The 15,323-nt window shown below is 66.7% G+C and carries 18 protein-coding genes; 9 read left to right on the top strand and 9 right to left on the bottom strand.

Going from position 1 to position 15,323, the window contains the following annotated elements; all coding sequences use genetic code 11:
- Positions 1–267: 267 nt before the first annotated feature.
- A complete protein-coding gene (locus HBE64_RS09530; RefSeq protein ID WP_167100822.1) occupies positions 268–723 on the top strand; it encodes an Lrp/AsnC family transcriptional regulator in 456 nt (151 codons plus the stop codon).
- A gap of 183 nt (positions 724–906) precedes the next feature.
- The gene (locus tag HBE64_RS09535; protein ID WP_167100825.1) at positions 907–2,109 is read left to right on the top strand and encodes an acyl-CoA dehydrogenase family protein; all 1,203 of its coding nucleotides are present in this window, start codon (positions 907–909) and stop codon (positions 2,107–2,109) included.
- A gap of 36 nt (positions 2,110–2,145) precedes the next feature.
- Here the strand turns inward: HBE64_RS09535 and HBE64_RS09540 are convergent, their stop codons facing one another.
- From HBE64_RS09540 to HBE64_RS09560, 5 genes are all read right to left on the bottom strand, one after another.
- The gene (locus tag HBE64_RS09540; protein WP_371744180.1) at positions 2,146–3,285 is read right to left on the bottom strand and encodes a S1C family serine protease; all 1,140 of its coding nucleotides are present in this window, start codon (positions 3,283–3,285) and stop codon (positions 2,146–2,148) included.
- A gap of 546 nt (positions 3,286–3,831) precedes the next feature.
- Positions 3,832–4,578 carry a cutinase family protein gene (locus HBE64_RS09545; protein ID WP_167100829.1) on the bottom strand — a complete coding sequence of 249 codons (747 nt, stop codon included), beginning with the start codon at positions 4,576–4,578 and terminating at the stop codon, positions 3,832–3,834.
- A gap of 160 nt (positions 4,579–4,738) precedes the next feature.
- Positions 4,739–5,119, bottom strand: a complete 381-nt coding sequence (locus HBE64_RS09550; protein WP_208300604.1) for a Clp protease N-terminal domain-containing protein — start codon at positions 5,117–5,119, stop codon at positions 4,739–4,741.
- 190 nt (positions 5,120–5,309) lie between these two features.
- On the bottom strand, positions 5,310–5,921 hold the full coding sequence (locus tag HBE64_RS09555; RefSeq protein ID WP_167100834.1) for a TetR/AcrR family transcriptional regulator: 612 nt from the start codon (positions 5,919–5,921) through the stop codon (positions 5,310–5,312).
- A gap of 113 nt (positions 5,922–6,034) precedes the next feature.
- Complete coding sequence (locus tag HBE64_RS09560) at positions 6,035–6,982, bottom strand: right-handed parallel beta-helix repeat-containing protein (protein ID WP_167100837.1); 948 nt, start codon at positions 6,980–6,982, stop codon at positions 6,035–6,037.
- A gap of 52 nt (positions 6,983–7,034) precedes the next feature.
- Between HBE64_RS09560 and HBE64_RS09565 the strand changes: the two genes are divergently transcribed.
- Entirely contained in the window at positions 7,035–7,250 is a 216-nt protein-coding gene (locus tag HBE64_RS09565; protein ID WP_167100839.1) for a hypothetical protein, read from the top strand.
- Between the two features lie 815 nt (positions 7,251–8,065).
- Entirely contained in the window at positions 8,066–8,707 is a 642-nt protein-coding gene (locus HBE64_RS09570; protein ID WP_208300605.1) for an FKBP-type peptidyl-prolyl cis-trans isomerase, read from the top strand.
- An 80-nt stretch (positions 8,708–8,787) separates the two neighbouring features.
- Here HBE64_RS09570 and HBE64_RS09575 read toward each other — a convergent pair whose 3' ends face one another.
- On the bottom strand, positions 8,788–9,402 hold the full coding sequence (locus HBE64_RS09575) for a hypothetical protein (protein ID WP_167100842.1): 615 nt from the start codon (positions 9,400–9,402) through the stop codon (positions 8,788–8,790).
- Between the two features lie 137 nt (positions 9,403–9,539).
- Here HBE64_RS09575 and HBE64_RS09580 point away from each other — a divergent pair, with 137 nt between their 5' ends.
- From HBE64_RS09580 to HBE64_RS09590, 3 genes are all read left to right on the top strand, one after another.
- On the top strand, positions 9,540–10,454 hold the full coding sequence (locus HBE64_RS09580) for a nitronate monooxygenase family protein (protein ID WP_167100846.1): 915 nt from the start codon (positions 9,540–9,542) through the stop codon (positions 10,452–10,454).
- 43 nt (positions 10,455–10,497) lie between these two features.
- Positions 10,498–11,355 (top strand): alpha/beta fold hydrolase, encoded by an 858-nt coding sequence (locus tag HBE64_RS09585; protein ID WP_243841558.1) that lies wholly within the window; start codon positions 10,498–10,500, stop codon positions 11,353–11,355.
- Between the two features lie 67 nt (positions 11,356–11,422).
- On the top strand, positions 11,423–12,220 hold the full coding sequence (locus HBE64_RS09590) for an SDR family NAD(P)-dependent oxidoreductase (RefSeq protein WP_167100852.1): 798 nt from the start codon (positions 11,423–11,425) through the stop codon (positions 12,218–12,220).
- Positions 12,221–12,223: 3 nt separating this feature from the next.
- Here HBE64_RS09590 and HBE64_RS09595 read toward each other — a convergent pair whose 3' ends face one another.
- Positions 12,224–12,505 (bottom strand): hypothetical protein, encoded by a 282-nt coding sequence (locus HBE64_RS09595; RefSeq protein WP_167100854.1) that lies wholly within the window; start codon positions 12,503–12,505, stop codon positions 12,224–12,226.
- Between the two features lie 95 nt (positions 12,506–12,600).
- Between HBE64_RS09595 and HBE64_RS09600 the strand changes: the two genes are divergently transcribed.
- Positions 12,601–13,374: an enoyl-CoA hydratase/isomerase family protein gene (locus tag HBE64_RS09600; RefSeq protein WP_167100857.1), complete on the top strand. Its 774-nt coding sequence runs from the start codon at positions 12,601–12,603 to the stop codon at positions 13,372–13,374.
- Positions 13,375–13,385: 11 nt separating this feature from the next.
- On the opposite strand, the gene HBE64_RS09605 is transcribed toward HBE64_RS09600, so the two are convergent.
- Positions 13,386–13,916: a hypothetical protein gene (locus HBE64_RS09605; RefSeq protein ID WP_167100859.1), complete on the bottom strand. Its 531-nt coding sequence runs from the start codon at positions 13,914–13,916 to the stop codon at positions 13,386–13,388.
- Between the two features lie 87 nt (positions 13,917–14,003).
- Here HBE64_RS09605 and HBE64_RS09610 point away from each other — a divergent pair, with 87 nt between their 5' ends.
- The gene (locus HBE64_RS09610; RefSeq protein ID WP_167100863.1) at positions 14,004–15,071 is read left to right on the top strand and encodes a beta-mannosidase; all 1,068 of its coding nucleotides are present in this window, start codon (positions 14,004–14,006) and stop codon (positions 15,069–15,071) included.
- 2 nt (positions 15,072–15,073) lie between these two features.
- Here HBE64_RS09610 and HBE64_RS09615 read toward each other — a convergent pair whose 3' ends face one another.
- A complete protein-coding gene (locus HBE64_RS09615; RefSeq protein ID WP_167100866.1) occupies positions 15,074–15,286 on the bottom strand; it encodes a hypothetical protein in 213 nt (70 codons plus the stop codon).
- Between the last annotated feature and the right edge of the window lie 37 nt (positions 15,287–15,323).

Below are 15,323 nucleotides of genomic sequence, written 5' to 3' on the forward strand. Positions count from 1 at the left end.
AAACCGCGGAGTGATGGTCTCCAACTGCGGGACCGTCTTGGTGGCATTCGCAAGTTGCCGCGCGGCAAGCGCACCAAGCGCCTGGGATTCATTCTGGGCCGACGTCATGTCGATCTTCCTCTGCTTGGTCCTGGTTGGTGTTCGATCTCGTGAGCCACCCGGATGCTTCCGTCGGCAAAAGATCTCCCGGTAATCCTATCCGCCAAAGTATGAAATATGCTTCGTAAGATTCGTCAATGTTGCCCGATTGATGGGAGAATTATTCCTATGGACCGCATTGACCGGAATATTTTGTCACAGCTACAAGAGGATGGCCGGATCAGCGTCACCGATCTGGCTGCAGAGGTGGGACTGAGTCTGTCGTCGTGCCATCGCCGTGTGAAGGATCTGGAGCAGTCCGGCGCCATAGAGAGATACCGTGCGGTCATCTCACCGAAGGCGCTCGGACTCAACTTCGAAGCACTGGTGTTCGTCACGATGGTGCGCACCGACCAAGAGACCATCGCCGCGTTCGAGCGAGACGTCGCGGCCAACCCGCACATCGTCACCGCCGAACGTCTCTTCGGCGAACCAGACTTCACCTTGCGTGTGCTCGCCCGCGACCTCGTCGCCTACCAGGACATCTACGACAATGAGCTCGGGGCGCTGCCGGGCGTCCAGCGCCTCACGTCGACACTGGTGATGAAGCGGATCGGTGCCGATCAAACCGTGCCGATCCTGTGATCGCCGCCGGCCGTGGGCTCCCGGAAAGAATCGTATCGATTCGATAGCTCGATAACCGCGGCCCTTTCTTGCAGCGTTAGTCCTCGGCTCATCGGTACTTCCCGGTCACCGGCCGAGAAAAGGCGGAACGTTGTGAGTGTGGTGGACGTCGCGGCTGTTCCCGGGTCGGGTGCAGGACCGGGAGTGGCTGACCAAGGCCTCCGATGGCGGGAGCGAGCCGAGGCGATCAAGGACAAGCTGGCCGCCACCGCTGCCGTGCGCGATCGTGCCGGACGCCCACCGCGGGAGGAGATCGGCTGGCTGAAAGACGCTGAGCTACTGGGGATTTTCATTCCGCGGCAGTACGGCGGCGGCGGTGCATCCTGGGAGCAGATCGCCGCCGTAGTGGGGCTTGTTGCGCAAGCCGACGCATCGTTGGCCCATGTGCTGCTCTACCACTACTTCGGCGGTCTGGCGGGGATCCGGGGTGAGAACGGATTCGTCGGTTCGGACCGCGCACGGCGTATCGCCGAGGAGCAGCTGCTTCACGGCACCGTCGCCCAGGCTGCGTATCCGCCCCTGATCGTGGCGACCCAAACCCCAGATGGATTCCGGCTCAACGGGAGTAAACCCTTTACGACCGGCGCGGCCCTGGGCGATGTGCTGTTGGCGTGGGTGGTCTTCGACTCCGGAACCACGCTTCGTGGACAGGATGTCTCCGGTCAGATCGGGACGGTTGCCGTCGAAGGCGGCGCGGACGGCCTGACATTCGGTGACGACTGGGACAACCTGGGTCAGCGGCGCACGGCAAGTGGGCGTACCACCTTCACCGAAGTCGCGGTGCGTACCGCGGACGTAATCAGCTACGGCATTGCCGACTCCGCCCGACCCGACCAACTCGACGTGTTGTACATGTACTCAGGATTCGCCGCGATACTGACCGGTATCGCCGTTGGCGCTCTCAGCGAGGCCGGTGAGTACATCCGCACCACGTCACGCCCCTGGGTCGAATCAGAAGACCTTCGCCCAGAAGCTGATCCGCTCATCCTCGAGCGGTACGGCCGATTGTGGGTCGACGTGCAGTCAGCGGTGACACTGACTGCACATGCAGTATCGGCGGTTGACGAGGCGCGGCGCACAGGGGCTGAGCTCACGTGGGAAGAACGGGGTACGGCAGTCACCCTTGCCAACACCGCACGGGTCCATGCCAGTAACGTCGCGCTCAAGGTCTCCAGCGAGGTATTCGAGATCGCCGGTGCGCGGTCGAGTTCCCTTGCGAGCGGGCTGGATCGGTTCTGGCGTGACGCCAGAACGCTCAGTTTGCACGATCCGCTGCGCAACAAGCTGGTGCAGATCGGCGACTATGCACTCAACGGTGTGAATCCTGAACCCGGCTTCTACTCCTGACACGCGGCCTGCCCGGTCGCGTGTCAGGAGTAGACGCTATGACTGCTGCTGCTGGCCCAACGTCACCTGCGCGGTGTGCGACGAGCCCGCCGGGTCGTTGTAGGTCAGTGCGACGGTGTCGCCCGGTGCCTTGGAACTGATCGCCGCGACGAGCGCCTCCGGGCCGTCGATCACCTGATCGTCGACCTTGGTGACCACCGAGCCCTTCTCGAGGCCGGCGGATGCCGCCGCGCTGCCCTGCACCACGCCGGCGATGGCCGCACCGTGACCGCTGTCGTCGGCGCTGAGCTTTACGCCCAGCGAGGCGCGCTGCACGGTCCCGGTCGAGACCAGCTCATCGGCGATCCGCTTAGCCTGATCCACCGGGATCGCGAAGCCCAAACCGATCGAACCCGCCTGTGCGCCAGGCGAATCCTGGCCGCCGCCCATGGAGGCGATCGCGGAGTTCACTCCGATCAGGTTGCCGCTCATGTCGACCAGTGCACCGCCGGAGTTACCCGGATTGATCGCCGCGTCGGTCTGAATCGCGCTCATCACCGAATGCTGGCCGGTCTGTTCATCGCCGGTGGCCACCGGCCGGTTCAGCGCGCTGATGATGCCGGTCGTCACCGTGCCCTGCAAGCCGAGGGGTGAGCCGATCGCGACGACGTTCTGGCCGACCTTGAGGTCCTTCGACGAGCCGATGCTGATCGGGGTGAGGTTGTCCAAGCCCTGGACGCGGATCACCGCGACGTCATCGGCCGGGTCGGTGCCCACGACGGCAAAGGGCGCGGTGCGGCCGTCCGACAGCGACACGGTCGCCTTCAGGCCGCCGCCCATTGCCCCCGGTCCGCGAGGGCTGTCCGTATCGCCCGCCGCCGCGGCAACCACATGGTTGTTGGTCAGGATCAGCCCATCGGAGCTCAGGATGATCCCCGAACCTTCTTCGCGGGCCTGACCGCTGTCGATCTGGATCTTCACCACACTGGGCAGCACCTTGGCCGAGACCTCTTCGACCGAACCGGGTGCGCTCACCGCGGCCGGCTGGCCCTGGGTCGGTGCCGTAGGCGCGGGATGTGTCACGGCAAGCGGGGCACCTGCCGAAGAGTTGGATACCGAGTGGCTGGAATTGCTGACGACGGCCGCTGTTGCGGCGGCCCCGACGGCCATGGCGACGACGGCCGTGCCGGCGACCAAGACGGCCGCGCCCACTCCCCTTCTTTGCCCAGCCGCAGCACGGTTGAGCTGTGCGCGGGACGGATCACGTGCTTCTCGGCCTGGTCCGTAGGGCTGGTGGTATGCCGGCCCTGATTGGGTAGATCCGTGGTTTGGATAACCGTTGGTGTACCACGGCGCCGAGTTAAATTGCTGGGCATATTCTTTGGGCTGCGCGAATTGATCGTTGCCCTGCGGCTGATATGTGTAGCGGTCGCTCATTGCGTGTGTTCTTCTCCCTCGAGACACGGACGTACATGCGCCACAGTGACGCTCGTGTTCAGAATGCCGGGAGCGACTGAGTCTTTGCTGAGAGTGAGTTCGGTTCCGTCGAAGACTTTTTCGGCCCGATAATGCACCCGCTCGCACCTAACATGATCCGCCCGAGTATGAAATCCGCTGTCCGGCTGCGTGATTCAGGAGCTTTTGCCACCTTGAGAGTGTCCGGTGACTCCGTTAGAGGCCTGGAATGCGGTGGTCACGGTTCGGTATCGGCGGTTGGCGACGGCCTGATCCGGCCGAGTCGCCTTAGTTGCCGGGTTCGACTTGGGCGGCCGTCTGCACCAGCGTTGCCGCTGCGGCAGGCCCGCCCAGCTTGCCCACCACAAAGTCGGCCGCCTGGTCTGCCATACCGTTCACCTTGTACGAGCTGTGGGCTGAGCGGTCCATCCCGCCCGGTTCGCACACCGGGTCGCCTGCTGCGCACAACTGGATCGTCTTGCTCGAGTACAGGTCGCCGATCGTGATCGGCGGCGCACTGTGGTCGGCCAGGCCGAGGAACCAGCTGTCCGGAGTGCCGAAGAGTGCAACGGCGGCCACGTGGGACGCGACGGACGCCGGCATGGGACCCGAGATGCTGGCCGGCAGCGGGTAGCCGGCCGGGACCGCACTCGCGGTGGTGTAACCGGCTACCGCGGCACCTTGCGAGTAGCCGCCGAGCACGATCTTGGTCGACGGGCACTGCGCGCTGATCGCTTGAACCTTGCCTGCGGCATCGGCGACGCCGTCGACGGCCTGTCCGAAGTTCAGTGAAGCCGGGTAGTTCACGCCGTAGGCCGGCACCGACTTGCCGGGCAAGCGTGCGCTCAGCGCATCGACGAATGCCTGGCCGGTGTCCCCCACTCCGGGCGACTCGAAGGTTCCGCGCGCGAAGACCACCTCGACGGCGGGACAGGAGTCTTCGGCGGCCTGCGCCGTTGCGACCGGGCCGGCGATCGCGGCGGCGACGGCGATGGCGGCAAACACGGCACTGCGAGCCCGAAGCGATGCGCTCATGAGGGGGTTCCCCGTTCTGTTCTGGTGTCATCGCGACTGGTTTCGCAGGTGGCAACTGCTTGCTACAAGTGGGCAAGACAGGTCGAGATTCCAGGAACGGGACGTGATCTACCCCACTGGGGCAAATCCGCTGCGCCACTGATTGCGCCGCGGCGGAAACTCAGGACAGCTCTGGCGGGCTCTCGTGGCGTGCGGCGGAATCGAGCGCCAGTCCCTCGACGAACTCGAGTTGGTCCAGATCCGACAGCACCTGGCGGGCCAGGAGTCCGTGGCTGTGGGCCAGGGCCAACCAGAGGTGGTCGGGTTCGGTGGCTGCCGCCCCGGCCTGTTGTGCCTGCCGGGATGCGGTGACGATCAGCGATCGGGCGTGCGGGCTGAAGGGCAGGTGCACGAACCGCGGTGACGCCCGTTGCCGAACCCCGGAGACCTGCTCGATGCGCTCCCGGATCACCGCAGGGCTCACCCCTCGTTGTTTGAGCCCAACGGTGATCCGGTGCGAGGCGTCGGCGATGAGGCCCAGGAGTAGATGTGCCGACCCCACGAAGTTGCTGGCATACGAGTACGCCTCGTCGTGTGCTGTTCGGACAGCCGCTCGTGCCGGCTCCCCCAAGGTGGCGAGGGCGCGTGCGAGATGCTCGGCACTGATAGGACCGTCTGAAGGAGGCACACTGACCATAATTTGCTGATCCTACAATATCGAAATATTGGAGGTTTGCTGAACCTGGTCTGTCCTACTCCGGGGGTCGCCTGATCTGGCCGCGTTCGAGCAGAGCGTTGACCGAATCCTCCCAACGCTGCAGCTGGGCCGGGGTGGTGAGCGGTTCCGGCAGGTGGCGGTCGATGTGTCGACGCATGATGACCGCACCCATCGTCAGGATGATCGGATTGAGCGCGGCCCAGACCAGATCGAGGTTTTCTGCGGTGGCACCGATGTCGTCGAGCTGACGCCAGTGCCCCATCACGATCGCCGCTGTGGCATCGAAGAACGCCGCCCCTGCGGGAGCGCCTTCGACGAGCAGCCGCGCCAGGTAGTCGACCGCGGTCAGATGCTCAGAGAGCAGGAAGATCACTCGTCTGCCGAGTTCGAGCACCGCTTCGGTCGGATCAGAGGGCAGCGGTTGCGCCATGGCGGCCCCGATCATCGACAAGGCCTGCTGGTCCACCGCCTCGATCAGCTTGTCCTTGGAACCGAAGTGATGCTGAACCAATCCAACCGACACGCCCGCCGCGTTCGCGACCATCTGCAAGGTCGAGCCCGCGGCGCCGTACTGGGCGAACACGTCGAGGGCTGCCTCGACGATTCGGTCCTGCTTCGACGTTGCGAAGCTTTCTTCCGCGGCCACCTGGTTTTCCTGCCCTCTGTTGCGCTGCCGGTTGTCCCACCCATGAAGATAGGTGGTCAAACGACCGATCCACACACCAAACGCCACGACATCGGTGTGAAGATCTCAGAGGTCTACGCGACGGTGAGGGCCGCTCCGTTCAATGTCCACCCGGACGCCGTGTAGCTGCCGGCCGGGACGTTCGCCAGTCCGAGCGGCCAGAGGCTGGTGTTCTTCAGCGCGATGTTGGTGAATCGGATGCCGCTGACGCTGCCCGCATCGACGATGATCCCGGCATTTCGACCGGCGGTTGTCGGGGTGCTGGCGATCGTCAGTCCGGAGATGGTGACATTGCTGACACTCGTTCCGTTGTTGCCCGCGTAAATCAGAACCGCGCCCTGGATCACGCTGGTGCTGGTGTTGGCGCCGGTGACCGTGCCACCGGTGATGGTGACATTGCTGACCGAACTGGTGTACCAGGGCGCCCCTTCGGAGGCGATGTAGATGCCGGCAGCCGAGGTGGCCGACACGGCGATGTTGTTGACGGTGATGTTGTAGCCCCCGACCACCGACAGCCCCCGACCCCAGGTGGTCCCCGCCACCGTCGACGAGTTGATCACGATGTCGTGGGACGGCGCCGGATCGGCCCCATAGGAGACCACCGCGATGCCGTCGTCACCGGTCAGCTTGGTGGTGACGTTGGTGAGCTTGCCGAATGACGAGCCATTGGTGATGTGGACGCCGTCAGCGCGGGTGTTCTGGACGGTGACGTTGGACAGCGTGAAACCGCTTGCCCCGAAGACGAACACGCCTGCGGCCGCCGAGCCGGTGATGGTGACATTGCTGACGGTCGCGTTGTTGCCCAGGATGTTGAGGCTGTTCTGATTGAGTGAGTCGTAGCGGGTGCCGGTCAGCGGGGCGCTCAGATTCAGGTTGGTGAGCGTCACTCCGTTACCGACGATCGACAGCGACGACGTGGCGTCGTTGGTCGCCTGCAGCGTCGCACCGTTGCCGTTGATGGTCACGTTGGAGGCGTTGATCGTCAGGACACCGCTGTGCTTGTAGGTGGTTCCCGCGTTCAAGGTAAGAGTCTGACCGGACTTCAGGTTGTCGAAGAGTGCCTGCAGCGATGCTGTGCTGTCCGTCGACGAGGCGCTCGGTACGACAGGCTTGCCTGATCCTCCGGTGCTGCGCCTCGCCGACGTCGACGCTGCGGCAGTGGTTTTCGTGGACGTCGCGGCTGCCGGCGATGCGGCGGCAGCCGGAGCAGCCGCACCCACGGCGGCGACGAGGCCGATGGCCAGGACCGCGGGTGACGTTCCGGTAGCCGCAGCCGCCGATGCCTCCTGAGGCACCGGCGGCGACGAAACCGCCGAAGGCACAGTCACGATGCTGGTTGTGCGGACCGAGGCGGGAAGGGCTTGTACCAGCGAGCGACTAGTCGCCTTCGGCACGCTCGCGGCCGATTGCACGCTCGTTCCGCTCGCCGTGCGAGCCGATGCCGCCGACGCACTGGAAGCCGACCCTCCGCTACCTCCGGAGGAGGCGGAATGGTCTGCGGATCGGCCGCTGTCCGCGTGAGCCACCCCGCATGCGGTTGCCAACAGCGCGCTGGCGCCCAATGCGAGGACGCCTGCCGCCAATGCGGCATAAACCTCCGCAGGGCGAGGGAGTCCCTGTTTCTTAAGGGGTGTACGTACTTTCGTGCCGACAGCGCCGACCAAGCCTGAGTTCCCCATTTGCGTCCCCTACCCTGCGGTTATTTCTGCCGGCAAACGCTAACGGGCGAAACTTAACTCAGTGATGTGTTGGCTGCAGCACGAATTGGTGAAAATTTTTCCGAACGGCAGACGTCAGTCCTGCGGCGTGCTGCGCGCCGGAAGGCCTTACTCATCAACTGATTTCGGCGCCCAGACCCACGCGGCGATCGCTGAGCGCATTCACGATATTGTCGTTGGCGTCAGACGGATTATTTGCTTGATCCGCAAATTGACGTCAAATGCGCAGTACACGATCCGAATAGTCCACCGCTGTGTCATTCGCTGTAGTTGCGTCCTTGTGTATAAGCCGATTCGGAATAACCGGCCGGGACCGGCCACGTAAGTCCCTAGGTGCGCGCTGCCCGGCCGGTCGCGCAGGCCCCGGGTGGCTGTACCGTGGCGGCCGTGAACATTTCTCGCTTGTCCTCTTCCGCAGTGCTCGTCATGTGCGCGGCCGCAGTCGCCACGACGCTGACCGCGTGCGGGTCGGACACCAAGGCATCGTCGACGTCCTCGACCGCGTCGACCACCTCGTCGGCCGCTGATGCGCTCTCGTCCGTGGTTCCTCAAGCGCCGCCGGCCGCGGCCGGCGGGTGCCCGTCGGTGGCACCGGGCAGTGTCGCGACCCCGGAGTGGACGCTTTCGGGCGCCACGGGAAGCGTCGCGGTGAGCGGGTCCACCGATACGACGGCCCCCTATATCAAGGTGAACGCGCCGTTCAGCGTGACCGAAACCCAGGTGCACACGCTCAAGGCGGGCGACGGGCCAGTCGTCGCACCGACCGCGACCGTGTCGGTCTGCTACATGGGTGTCAATGGCCGTGACGGTTCGGTGTTCGACAGTGCGTACGAGCGCGGCGAGCCGGCCGACTTCCCACTCGACGGTGTGGTCAAGGGATTCCAGAAAGCAATCGCCGGCCAGAAAGTGGGTTCCACGGTTGCGGTGGCGATGACGTCGGCAGACGGCTATCCCGACGGTGAGCCGCGGGCCGGCATCGCGCCGGGCGACACCCTGATCTTCGCGATCAAGATACTCAGCGCGTCCTAGCCCTGGCCGTTGGCGGCTCGTGAAATGCGTTGTAGTGCAGCGCCTTTCGGTGTTTCACCGCCCGGCGGCGTCCTCGATGCCTACTGGCCAGGTGTAGGTACCGCGGTCGTCGTCGGGGCGGCGGCGCCCCCGGGTCCGGGCGCGAACTCGTAACCGGGCGGCGGCGGTCCGCTCGTCGAGTAATAGCCGGGCGGAAGTGCCGGACGCCCTGCCGCGGATCCGCCGCCCTGGTTGGCGCTCGCGGGCGTCTCAGAGCCCGGCGCATTGATCGACGTGTAACCGGGCGGCAGCGCCGGCGCCGGCCCGGCTCCTGGCGGTGGGGCCACCGAACCGCCCCCACCCGCCACCTCGTTGGGCGCGTAGTAGGGGTTCTGAGCCTGGTGCCACAGGTCCCTGAGACTGCCGAGGACTCCCCCGCCCGAGCCATAGGTCGGGTTCGCGATCTCGGGAACATCCTGATGGAAGACGGGCGGCGGCGGGGCCGCCGGATCGGCCGGGGCGACCGCGGGCTGGTTCGGCGTCATCGACGACCCACCGGGCACGGGAGCCGGCGGCGGAGCCTCCGCGATAGTGGTCACCGGTGCGGGAGCCGGGTCGGCGGGTTCGGCGACGGCCGGCACGGACGCCGCTAGTGCCGCGGCCGCGACGACTGCGCCTGCCAGGGCGATGGTGACGGTTCGCTGCCGATCGGTCATGTATCCGGCGGTCCCTTCTGTTGCGCTCGCCGGCACTGCTTGTCGGGCACGAAATCAGCGAACTCTTAACGGCATCGTCGCATATATCGGCAGGGCTGTTACGCCCTGCAGGTTGTGACCCTGTGCTGAGATGATGCGTGGCCAACCGGATCCAAAGCCTGCTGGGTGTCACATACCCCGTCGTCCAGGCGCCGATGACCTATATCGCCCGGGCCGAGCTTGCGGCTGCGGTGTCGCAGGCCGGCGGCCTCGGGATGATCGAGACACTCACCGAGGACGGCCGCGCTGACCTGCTGAAGGTCCGCACCCTGACCGACCGCCCGGTGGCCGCCAACCTGATGATCCAGGGCTGGAAACGGGACCCCTCCATCGTCGACGTGCTGGCACGCGCGGGCGTCCGGCACGTCTTCACCTCGGCGGGTGACCCCGGGTTGTTCACCGACCGTCTGCACGACGCCGGCATGACCGTGGTCCATGTGGTCGGGTCGCTGGCCGGCGCCCGCAAGGCCGTCGACGCCGGCGTGGACGCCCTGGTGGTCGAGGGCGTCGAGGGCGGCGGCTTCAAATCAGCTCTCGCGGCCTCCACTATGGTGCTGCTTCCGCTCGTCGCCGAGCATGTCGACCTGCCCATCATCGCGGCGGGCGGTATCTGCGATGCCCGGTCGGCTGCCGCGGCGGTCGTGCTCGGTGCCGAGGGCGTTCAGATGGGCACCCGGATGCTGGCCAGCCGCGAATCGGCGGTGCATGCCAACTTCAAGGAGGCGATCCTGGCCGCCGACGACGCCGGCACCGTGCTGCTGGACATCCCGGGCAATCCGACGATGCGGGTGCTGCGCACCGGGCTGGCCCGCCGCGCCGCGGAGCACACCGGGACTCCCCTGCTCGGCGGGATCGCCGACCTCTACTTCGGCGGTGACATGGAGGCCAGCGTCGCCAACACCGGCCAGGTGTCCTCGCGCATCGCCGGAATCGAACCGGTCGCCGAGATCATCCGCAACACGTGGGACGGTGCGCAGGCAGTGCTGGCATCGGCGGCGGGGCGGCTCGGGTAACGGCAGCGCCGTGGGCGGCAAAGTCCGGTATTCGACGAAGTCGGTGACGTCCACGGACGGCACGACGATCGGCTTCCGCCAGCTGGGCAGCGGGCCTGCGGTGGTGATCCTGCACGGCGGTGGGCTGGCCTCCCAGCACTACATGAAACTCGGTGCCGCCCTCGGCGACCGATTCACCGTCTGCATCCCCGACCGCCGCGGCCGCGGCATGAGCGGCCCCTACGGACCCGACTACAGCATCGAGCGCGAGGACGAGGACCTGGCGGCGGTGGTCTCCGAAACCGGCGCCGAATGCGTCTTCGGGGCCGCCGACGGTGGATTGTTCGCCCTGCACGGCTCGGTGTCGATCCCGCAGATCCGCAAGGTGGCGGTGTTCGAACCCGTCGTGTTCGTCGGGCAGCCCGGCCTCGACGAGTTCACGGCGACCATTGCGCGCGGTGATGCCCTGGTGGCCACGGGCGATATCGCCACGGCGGTCGCGCAGCTGGCCGCCGATGCGGGCAATGACCCTCGGACACAGTCGGTTTCGGCACCGTTACGGCTACTCGGGCGGGTGCTGACCACGCCGGTGGTCTGCCGGGCCCTGCTGGCGCTGGACGCGCTCACAGCGCGTGGTGACACCGTCGCACTGCGTGACCTGGTGCCTGCGCTGATCCCGGAGCTGCATGAGGTCGCCGCCACCGAGGGAACCATCGACTTCTACCGCAGCGTCGACGCGCAGTGCCTGCTGATGTGCGGCGCCGGCGCACCGCCGCTGTTCACCGGCACCCGTGATGCCCTGCTGCAGGTGCTTCCGCATGCCACATCGGTCGAGCTGCCCGCTGTCAACCACGGCGCCGCCCAGGATCAGGGTGGCAGCCCGATGGTGATCGCCGGCCAATTGAGACAGTTCTTCACCTGAACGGCGCAGTTCTGGCATCTTGATCGGCGGGCCCCACCCACCCTTCGGCCCGCGGAAAGGAATTGCGTTGAGCGCAGCGAACGGTCTCCAGGGCAAGGGAATTCTCGTCACAGGCGCCGCCTCGGGTATCGGGCTGGCGACGGTGCAGCGGCTCTTGGCCGCCGGTGCCACCGTGGTGGGTATCGACCTGGCCGCCGACGGGCCGGCTGGACTGAGCGCCTACCGGCAGGCCGATGTCCTCGACTCCGACGCGGTCGCAGCCGCTGTCGCCGACGTCGTGGCCGCCGCGGGCCGACTCGACGGTGTGGTGAACTCCGCGGGCATTGCCGGCGGCGGGCCCGTGCACCTGCTCCCCGACGAGGAATGGGACCGGGTGCTCGGCGTCAACCTCAAAGGCACCTTCGTGGTGAATCGGGCGGCACTGATCCAGATGACCGAGCAGGACCGGGCTGACGATGAGCGCGGCTCGATCGTCAACGTTTCCAGCATCGAAGGCCTGGAAGGCACCGCGGGCGGCAGTTCCTACAACGCCTCCAAGGGCGGCGTGGTCCTGCTGACCAAGAACATCGCAATCGACTACGGCCCCAGCGGCATTCGCGCCAATGCCATCTGCCCGGGCTTCATCGAGACCCCGCTGCTCGAGTCGGTGATCGGTCTGCCGGGCCTCGAGCACTCCCGCGAAGGACTGCGCCACGAGCACAAACTGCGCCGATTCGGCCGCGCCGACGAAGTCGCCGCGGTAGCGGCGTTCCTGTTGTCGCCGGATGCCAGCTTCGTCAGTGGTCAGGCCATCGCCGTAGACGGCGGCTACACCGCAGGCCGCGACCACCACGTCACCGAGATGATGGGCCTCGGCGAGCAGTAGAGCTCAGTTGCAGGGCGCGTCACCGGGGGTGTAGTACGGCACACCCTGCGGGGTGTAGCACGGCGGCTGCCCGGCCGCTGCCTGTGCCGCGGCGTCGTCGGCGGTCGCCGCGCCGGCCACCACGGCCCCCGCCGCGACGTCACCGGCGACATTGGTGCAACCACCGACGCTGACGTGCCTGCCGCCGACGTCCCCGCACACGTCGGCGTGTGCTGCCGGTGTGACCACCAACGGTGACGCTCCTATGATCGCCGCCGCCAACAGCGCTGCCCGAATCTTCTTCATGGCTGATGTCCTCCCTGCTCAACCGACTTGCGTCATTATCCCCCGGCGCGCACAGGTCAGGGCCGAATCCGAGTGTTCGTCACTAGAGTTCAGCCATGTCCCTGGTCACTTACGAACTCGACGATCACGTCGCCACCATCACCCTGAATCGCCCCGAGGCGCGTAACGCCATCAACGGTGCACTGCGACAGGACCTCAACGCAGCCTGGGATCGGTTCCGCGACGACGAGGATGCCTGGGTGGGAATTCTGACCGCCAACGGCGATGTGTTCTGCGCCGGTGGCGATCTCAAGGACAGCGAGGGTTCGGTCGGAACCTTCGGCGGCACGTTCTGGGAGAAGCCCACGATCAACTCGTTCGAGAGCGGGATGGAGCTGTTCAAGCCGACGATCGCCGCCGTCCACGGACCCTGCGTCGGGTACGGACTGACCGGAGTGTTGTTCTGCGACTTCGTGATTGCCACCACCGAGGCGTCGTTCTCCTACCCTGAGGTCCGCCTCGGAGTGCCCACCATCGTCGGCGCCATCCGGCTGCCGAACCGGGTCGGCTGGGCCAATGCCATGGAATTGCTGCTCACCGGAAAGGCGATCGGGGCTGCGCGCGCCAAGGAGATGGGTCTGGTGTGGAAGCTGGTGGAGCCCGCAGATCTGCTGGCCGAAGCGCGGTCGTGGGCCAGCGTACTCACCCAGGCCGCACCTTTGGCGCAACGCGCCACCAAGGAAGTTGCCTGGCGAACCGCGGACATGGGCTGGATCGAGTCGGTCCGCTTCGGGGAGGCCATGCGCAAGGTCGCCGGTGCGACCGAGGACGTCGGTGAAGGTATCCAGGCTTGGCAGGAGAAGCGCACACCACAGTGGAAGGGCCGCTGAGCGTTCCGCAGCTAGCCGGAGCAGCTGGCCTGCAAGCCGTTCACCAGCGCATAGACGGCGTCCTTCTTCTGGTCGGCGTAGTCGATCACCGTCCAGGTCGCCGGCTGTGGCCACGCCACCGACAGTGCCGAGCCGTAGTCGAAGCCGTAACCGAAGCCGCCCGCCGTCGGCTGGAACAGCGCATCGACGGCGGCGGTCATGTCGTCGGTGGCGCGACCCAGGGCGTCGAGCATGGGCGCCAGCCCTGGCACGTTGCTGGCGCCGTTGATGTCCTGCAGGGCGTGTACGCCATGGCTGACCAGCGCGAGGTTGGCGTCGGCGTCGCGCTTCTGCGGGCCTCCGGTGAGATACGGCGAGGTGATGACCGTCCGAACGCCGCCGATGCCCGCCGCGACGCTGTCGTCCAGCGTGTCGCGAAGCTGGTTGAGCACCCCGCAGGGCATGTGGGTGGAGTCGGCGGTCGCGTGCGGCGGCAGACCGGCAAAAGCCCAGGCCAGCAGTGCTGCGGTGCTGCCCAGGAGTCGCCGGGTGGATGGCTTCATGTCTGTAGATAGCTTCGGCCCGCCGGTTCGTTACGGCTCGGTCATTCGCCGCAGCAGCCTCTCGCAAACGCCTAGGGTGACTCAGCGATGAACGTTGCGCGATGGGCAGCCGTGCTGGCGGTGATTGCCGCCGTGGCGGTGACGTCACCGGCGGCCCACGCCGAGTCCGGTTCTCGGGTCAGCGTCGTCAACGGCAGGTTCACCCTCGACGGGCACCCCTGGTGGCCAGTGGGTTTCGACGCCTATCAGCTCGGCACCAGCTGGGCGGTCAACTCCGGCTGCGGTGCTCAGGTGGATCTGGACCGGTATTTCGGTTCCCTGCCGCCGAACTCGCTCACCCGTTTCAACGCGTTCGCACCGCTCGCGCGCGACCGGCGTACGGGCGCCGCCGACTTCACCGCTCTCGACGCGGTCTTCGCCGCAGCGCAACGACATGAACAGTTGCTCGTCGTGACGTTGGCTGCCGGCGAAGGTGCTTGCGACGACGGCGGTTTCAAGGGTCACGACTGGTACGCCGGCGGTTGGGCGTCCTCGTCCTACGCCGACTGGCTCGACACCGCTGTCCGGCGCTGGGGCCACTCGAGGGCCCTGGCCGGCTGGGAACTCGTCGGTGAACCCGAACCCAGCGTGTGCGGTGACGGGCAGTGCCAGTGGCAGCAGCGGTCCTGCCCACCCGATGCCGCTGCTGCCCTGCGTGGATTCTTCGACAGCGCGGGCAGCCGGCTGCGGGCCATCGACCCCGATACCCCGATCTGGGCGGGCCTGGCCGGTGGTGGGCAGTGCGGGTCGGCCGGTGACGACTATGTGAAGGCCGCGCAATCCCCCGGTGTCGATGTGCTCGACGTCCACGACTATGGCCCACCCGGTGTCGCGCTGCCGGGCTCCGCCGCGGACGGTGTGCGACGCCGCCTTCAGCAGGCCGCATCGGTGGGCAAGCCGCTCGTGGTGGCCGAGATGGGACAGCCCGCCGGGTCCTGTCGCCCGCTGTCGGCGCGGGCCGACGATCTGGCCTACAAAGCGCGGACCCAGCGTGAAGCCGGCTCGGCCGGAGTGCTGTTCTGGGCGTTCGTTCCCGACCCCCGCGCCGACCAGTGCACCTTGGACATCGGGCCGGGCGATCCGATGTTCGCAGTGGTGAAAGCGCTTGTCGGATAGGGCTACCGGGCGCGGACCGTCAGCGCGTGGCGGCGGCAGTAGCCACCCTCGACGGTCGGCAGCCAACCGAAGTCGACCAGCAGTTCGTTGAGAGCGTGCTTGGCAAGGGCAGGCGCGGGCATGCACACCAGAACCGACACGTCGATGGCGGTGGTGCACCGGTCACACTGCACGTGGAAGTCCCAGATCGCCGAGGTGGCAACGACGTCCAACATCGGCACACGCTAACACCGCAGCGGCGCTGACGCGCGC

It is taken from the genome of Mycobacterium sp. DL592, from assembly GCF_011694515.1.
Classification (GTDB): Bacteria; Actinomycetota; Actinomycetes; order Mycobacteriales; family Mycobacteriaceae; genus Mycobacterium.

Bases quoted from the DNA above. Each gene is read 5' to 3' on its own strand.
- HBE64_RS09530 (WP_167100822.1), top strand. From the start codon at position 268: ATGGACCGCATTGACCGGAATATTTTGTCACAGCTACAAGAGGATGGC.
- HBE64_RS09545 (WP_167100829.1), bottom strand. From the start codon at position 4,578: ATGAGCGCATCGCTTCGGGCTCGCAGTGCCGTGTTTGCCGCCATCGCC.
- HBE64_RS09575 (WP_167100842.1), bottom strand. From the start codon at position 9,402: ATGACCGATCGGCAGCGAACCGTCACCATCGCCCTGGCAGGCGCAGTC.
- HBE64_RS09595 (WP_167100854.1), bottom strand. From the start codon at position 12,505: ATGAAGAAGATTCGGGCAGCGCTGTTGGCGGCGGCGATCATAGGAGCG.
- HBE64_RS09600 (WP_167100857.1), top strand. From the start codon at position 12,601: ATGTCCCTGGTCACTTACGAACTCGACGATCACGTCGCCACCATCACC.
- HBE64_RS09605 (WP_167100859.1), bottom strand. From the start codon at position 13,916: ATGAAGCCATCCACCCGGCGACTCCTGGGCAGCACCGCAGCACTGCTG.
- HBE64_RS09610 (WP_167100863.1), top strand. From the start codon at position 14,004: ATGAACGTTGCGCGATGGGCAGCCGTGCTGGCGGTGATTGCCGCCGTG.
- HBE64_RS09615 (WP_167100866.1), bottom strand. From the start codon at position 15,286: ATGTTGGACGTCGTTGCCACCTCGGCGATCTGGGACTTCCACGTGCAG.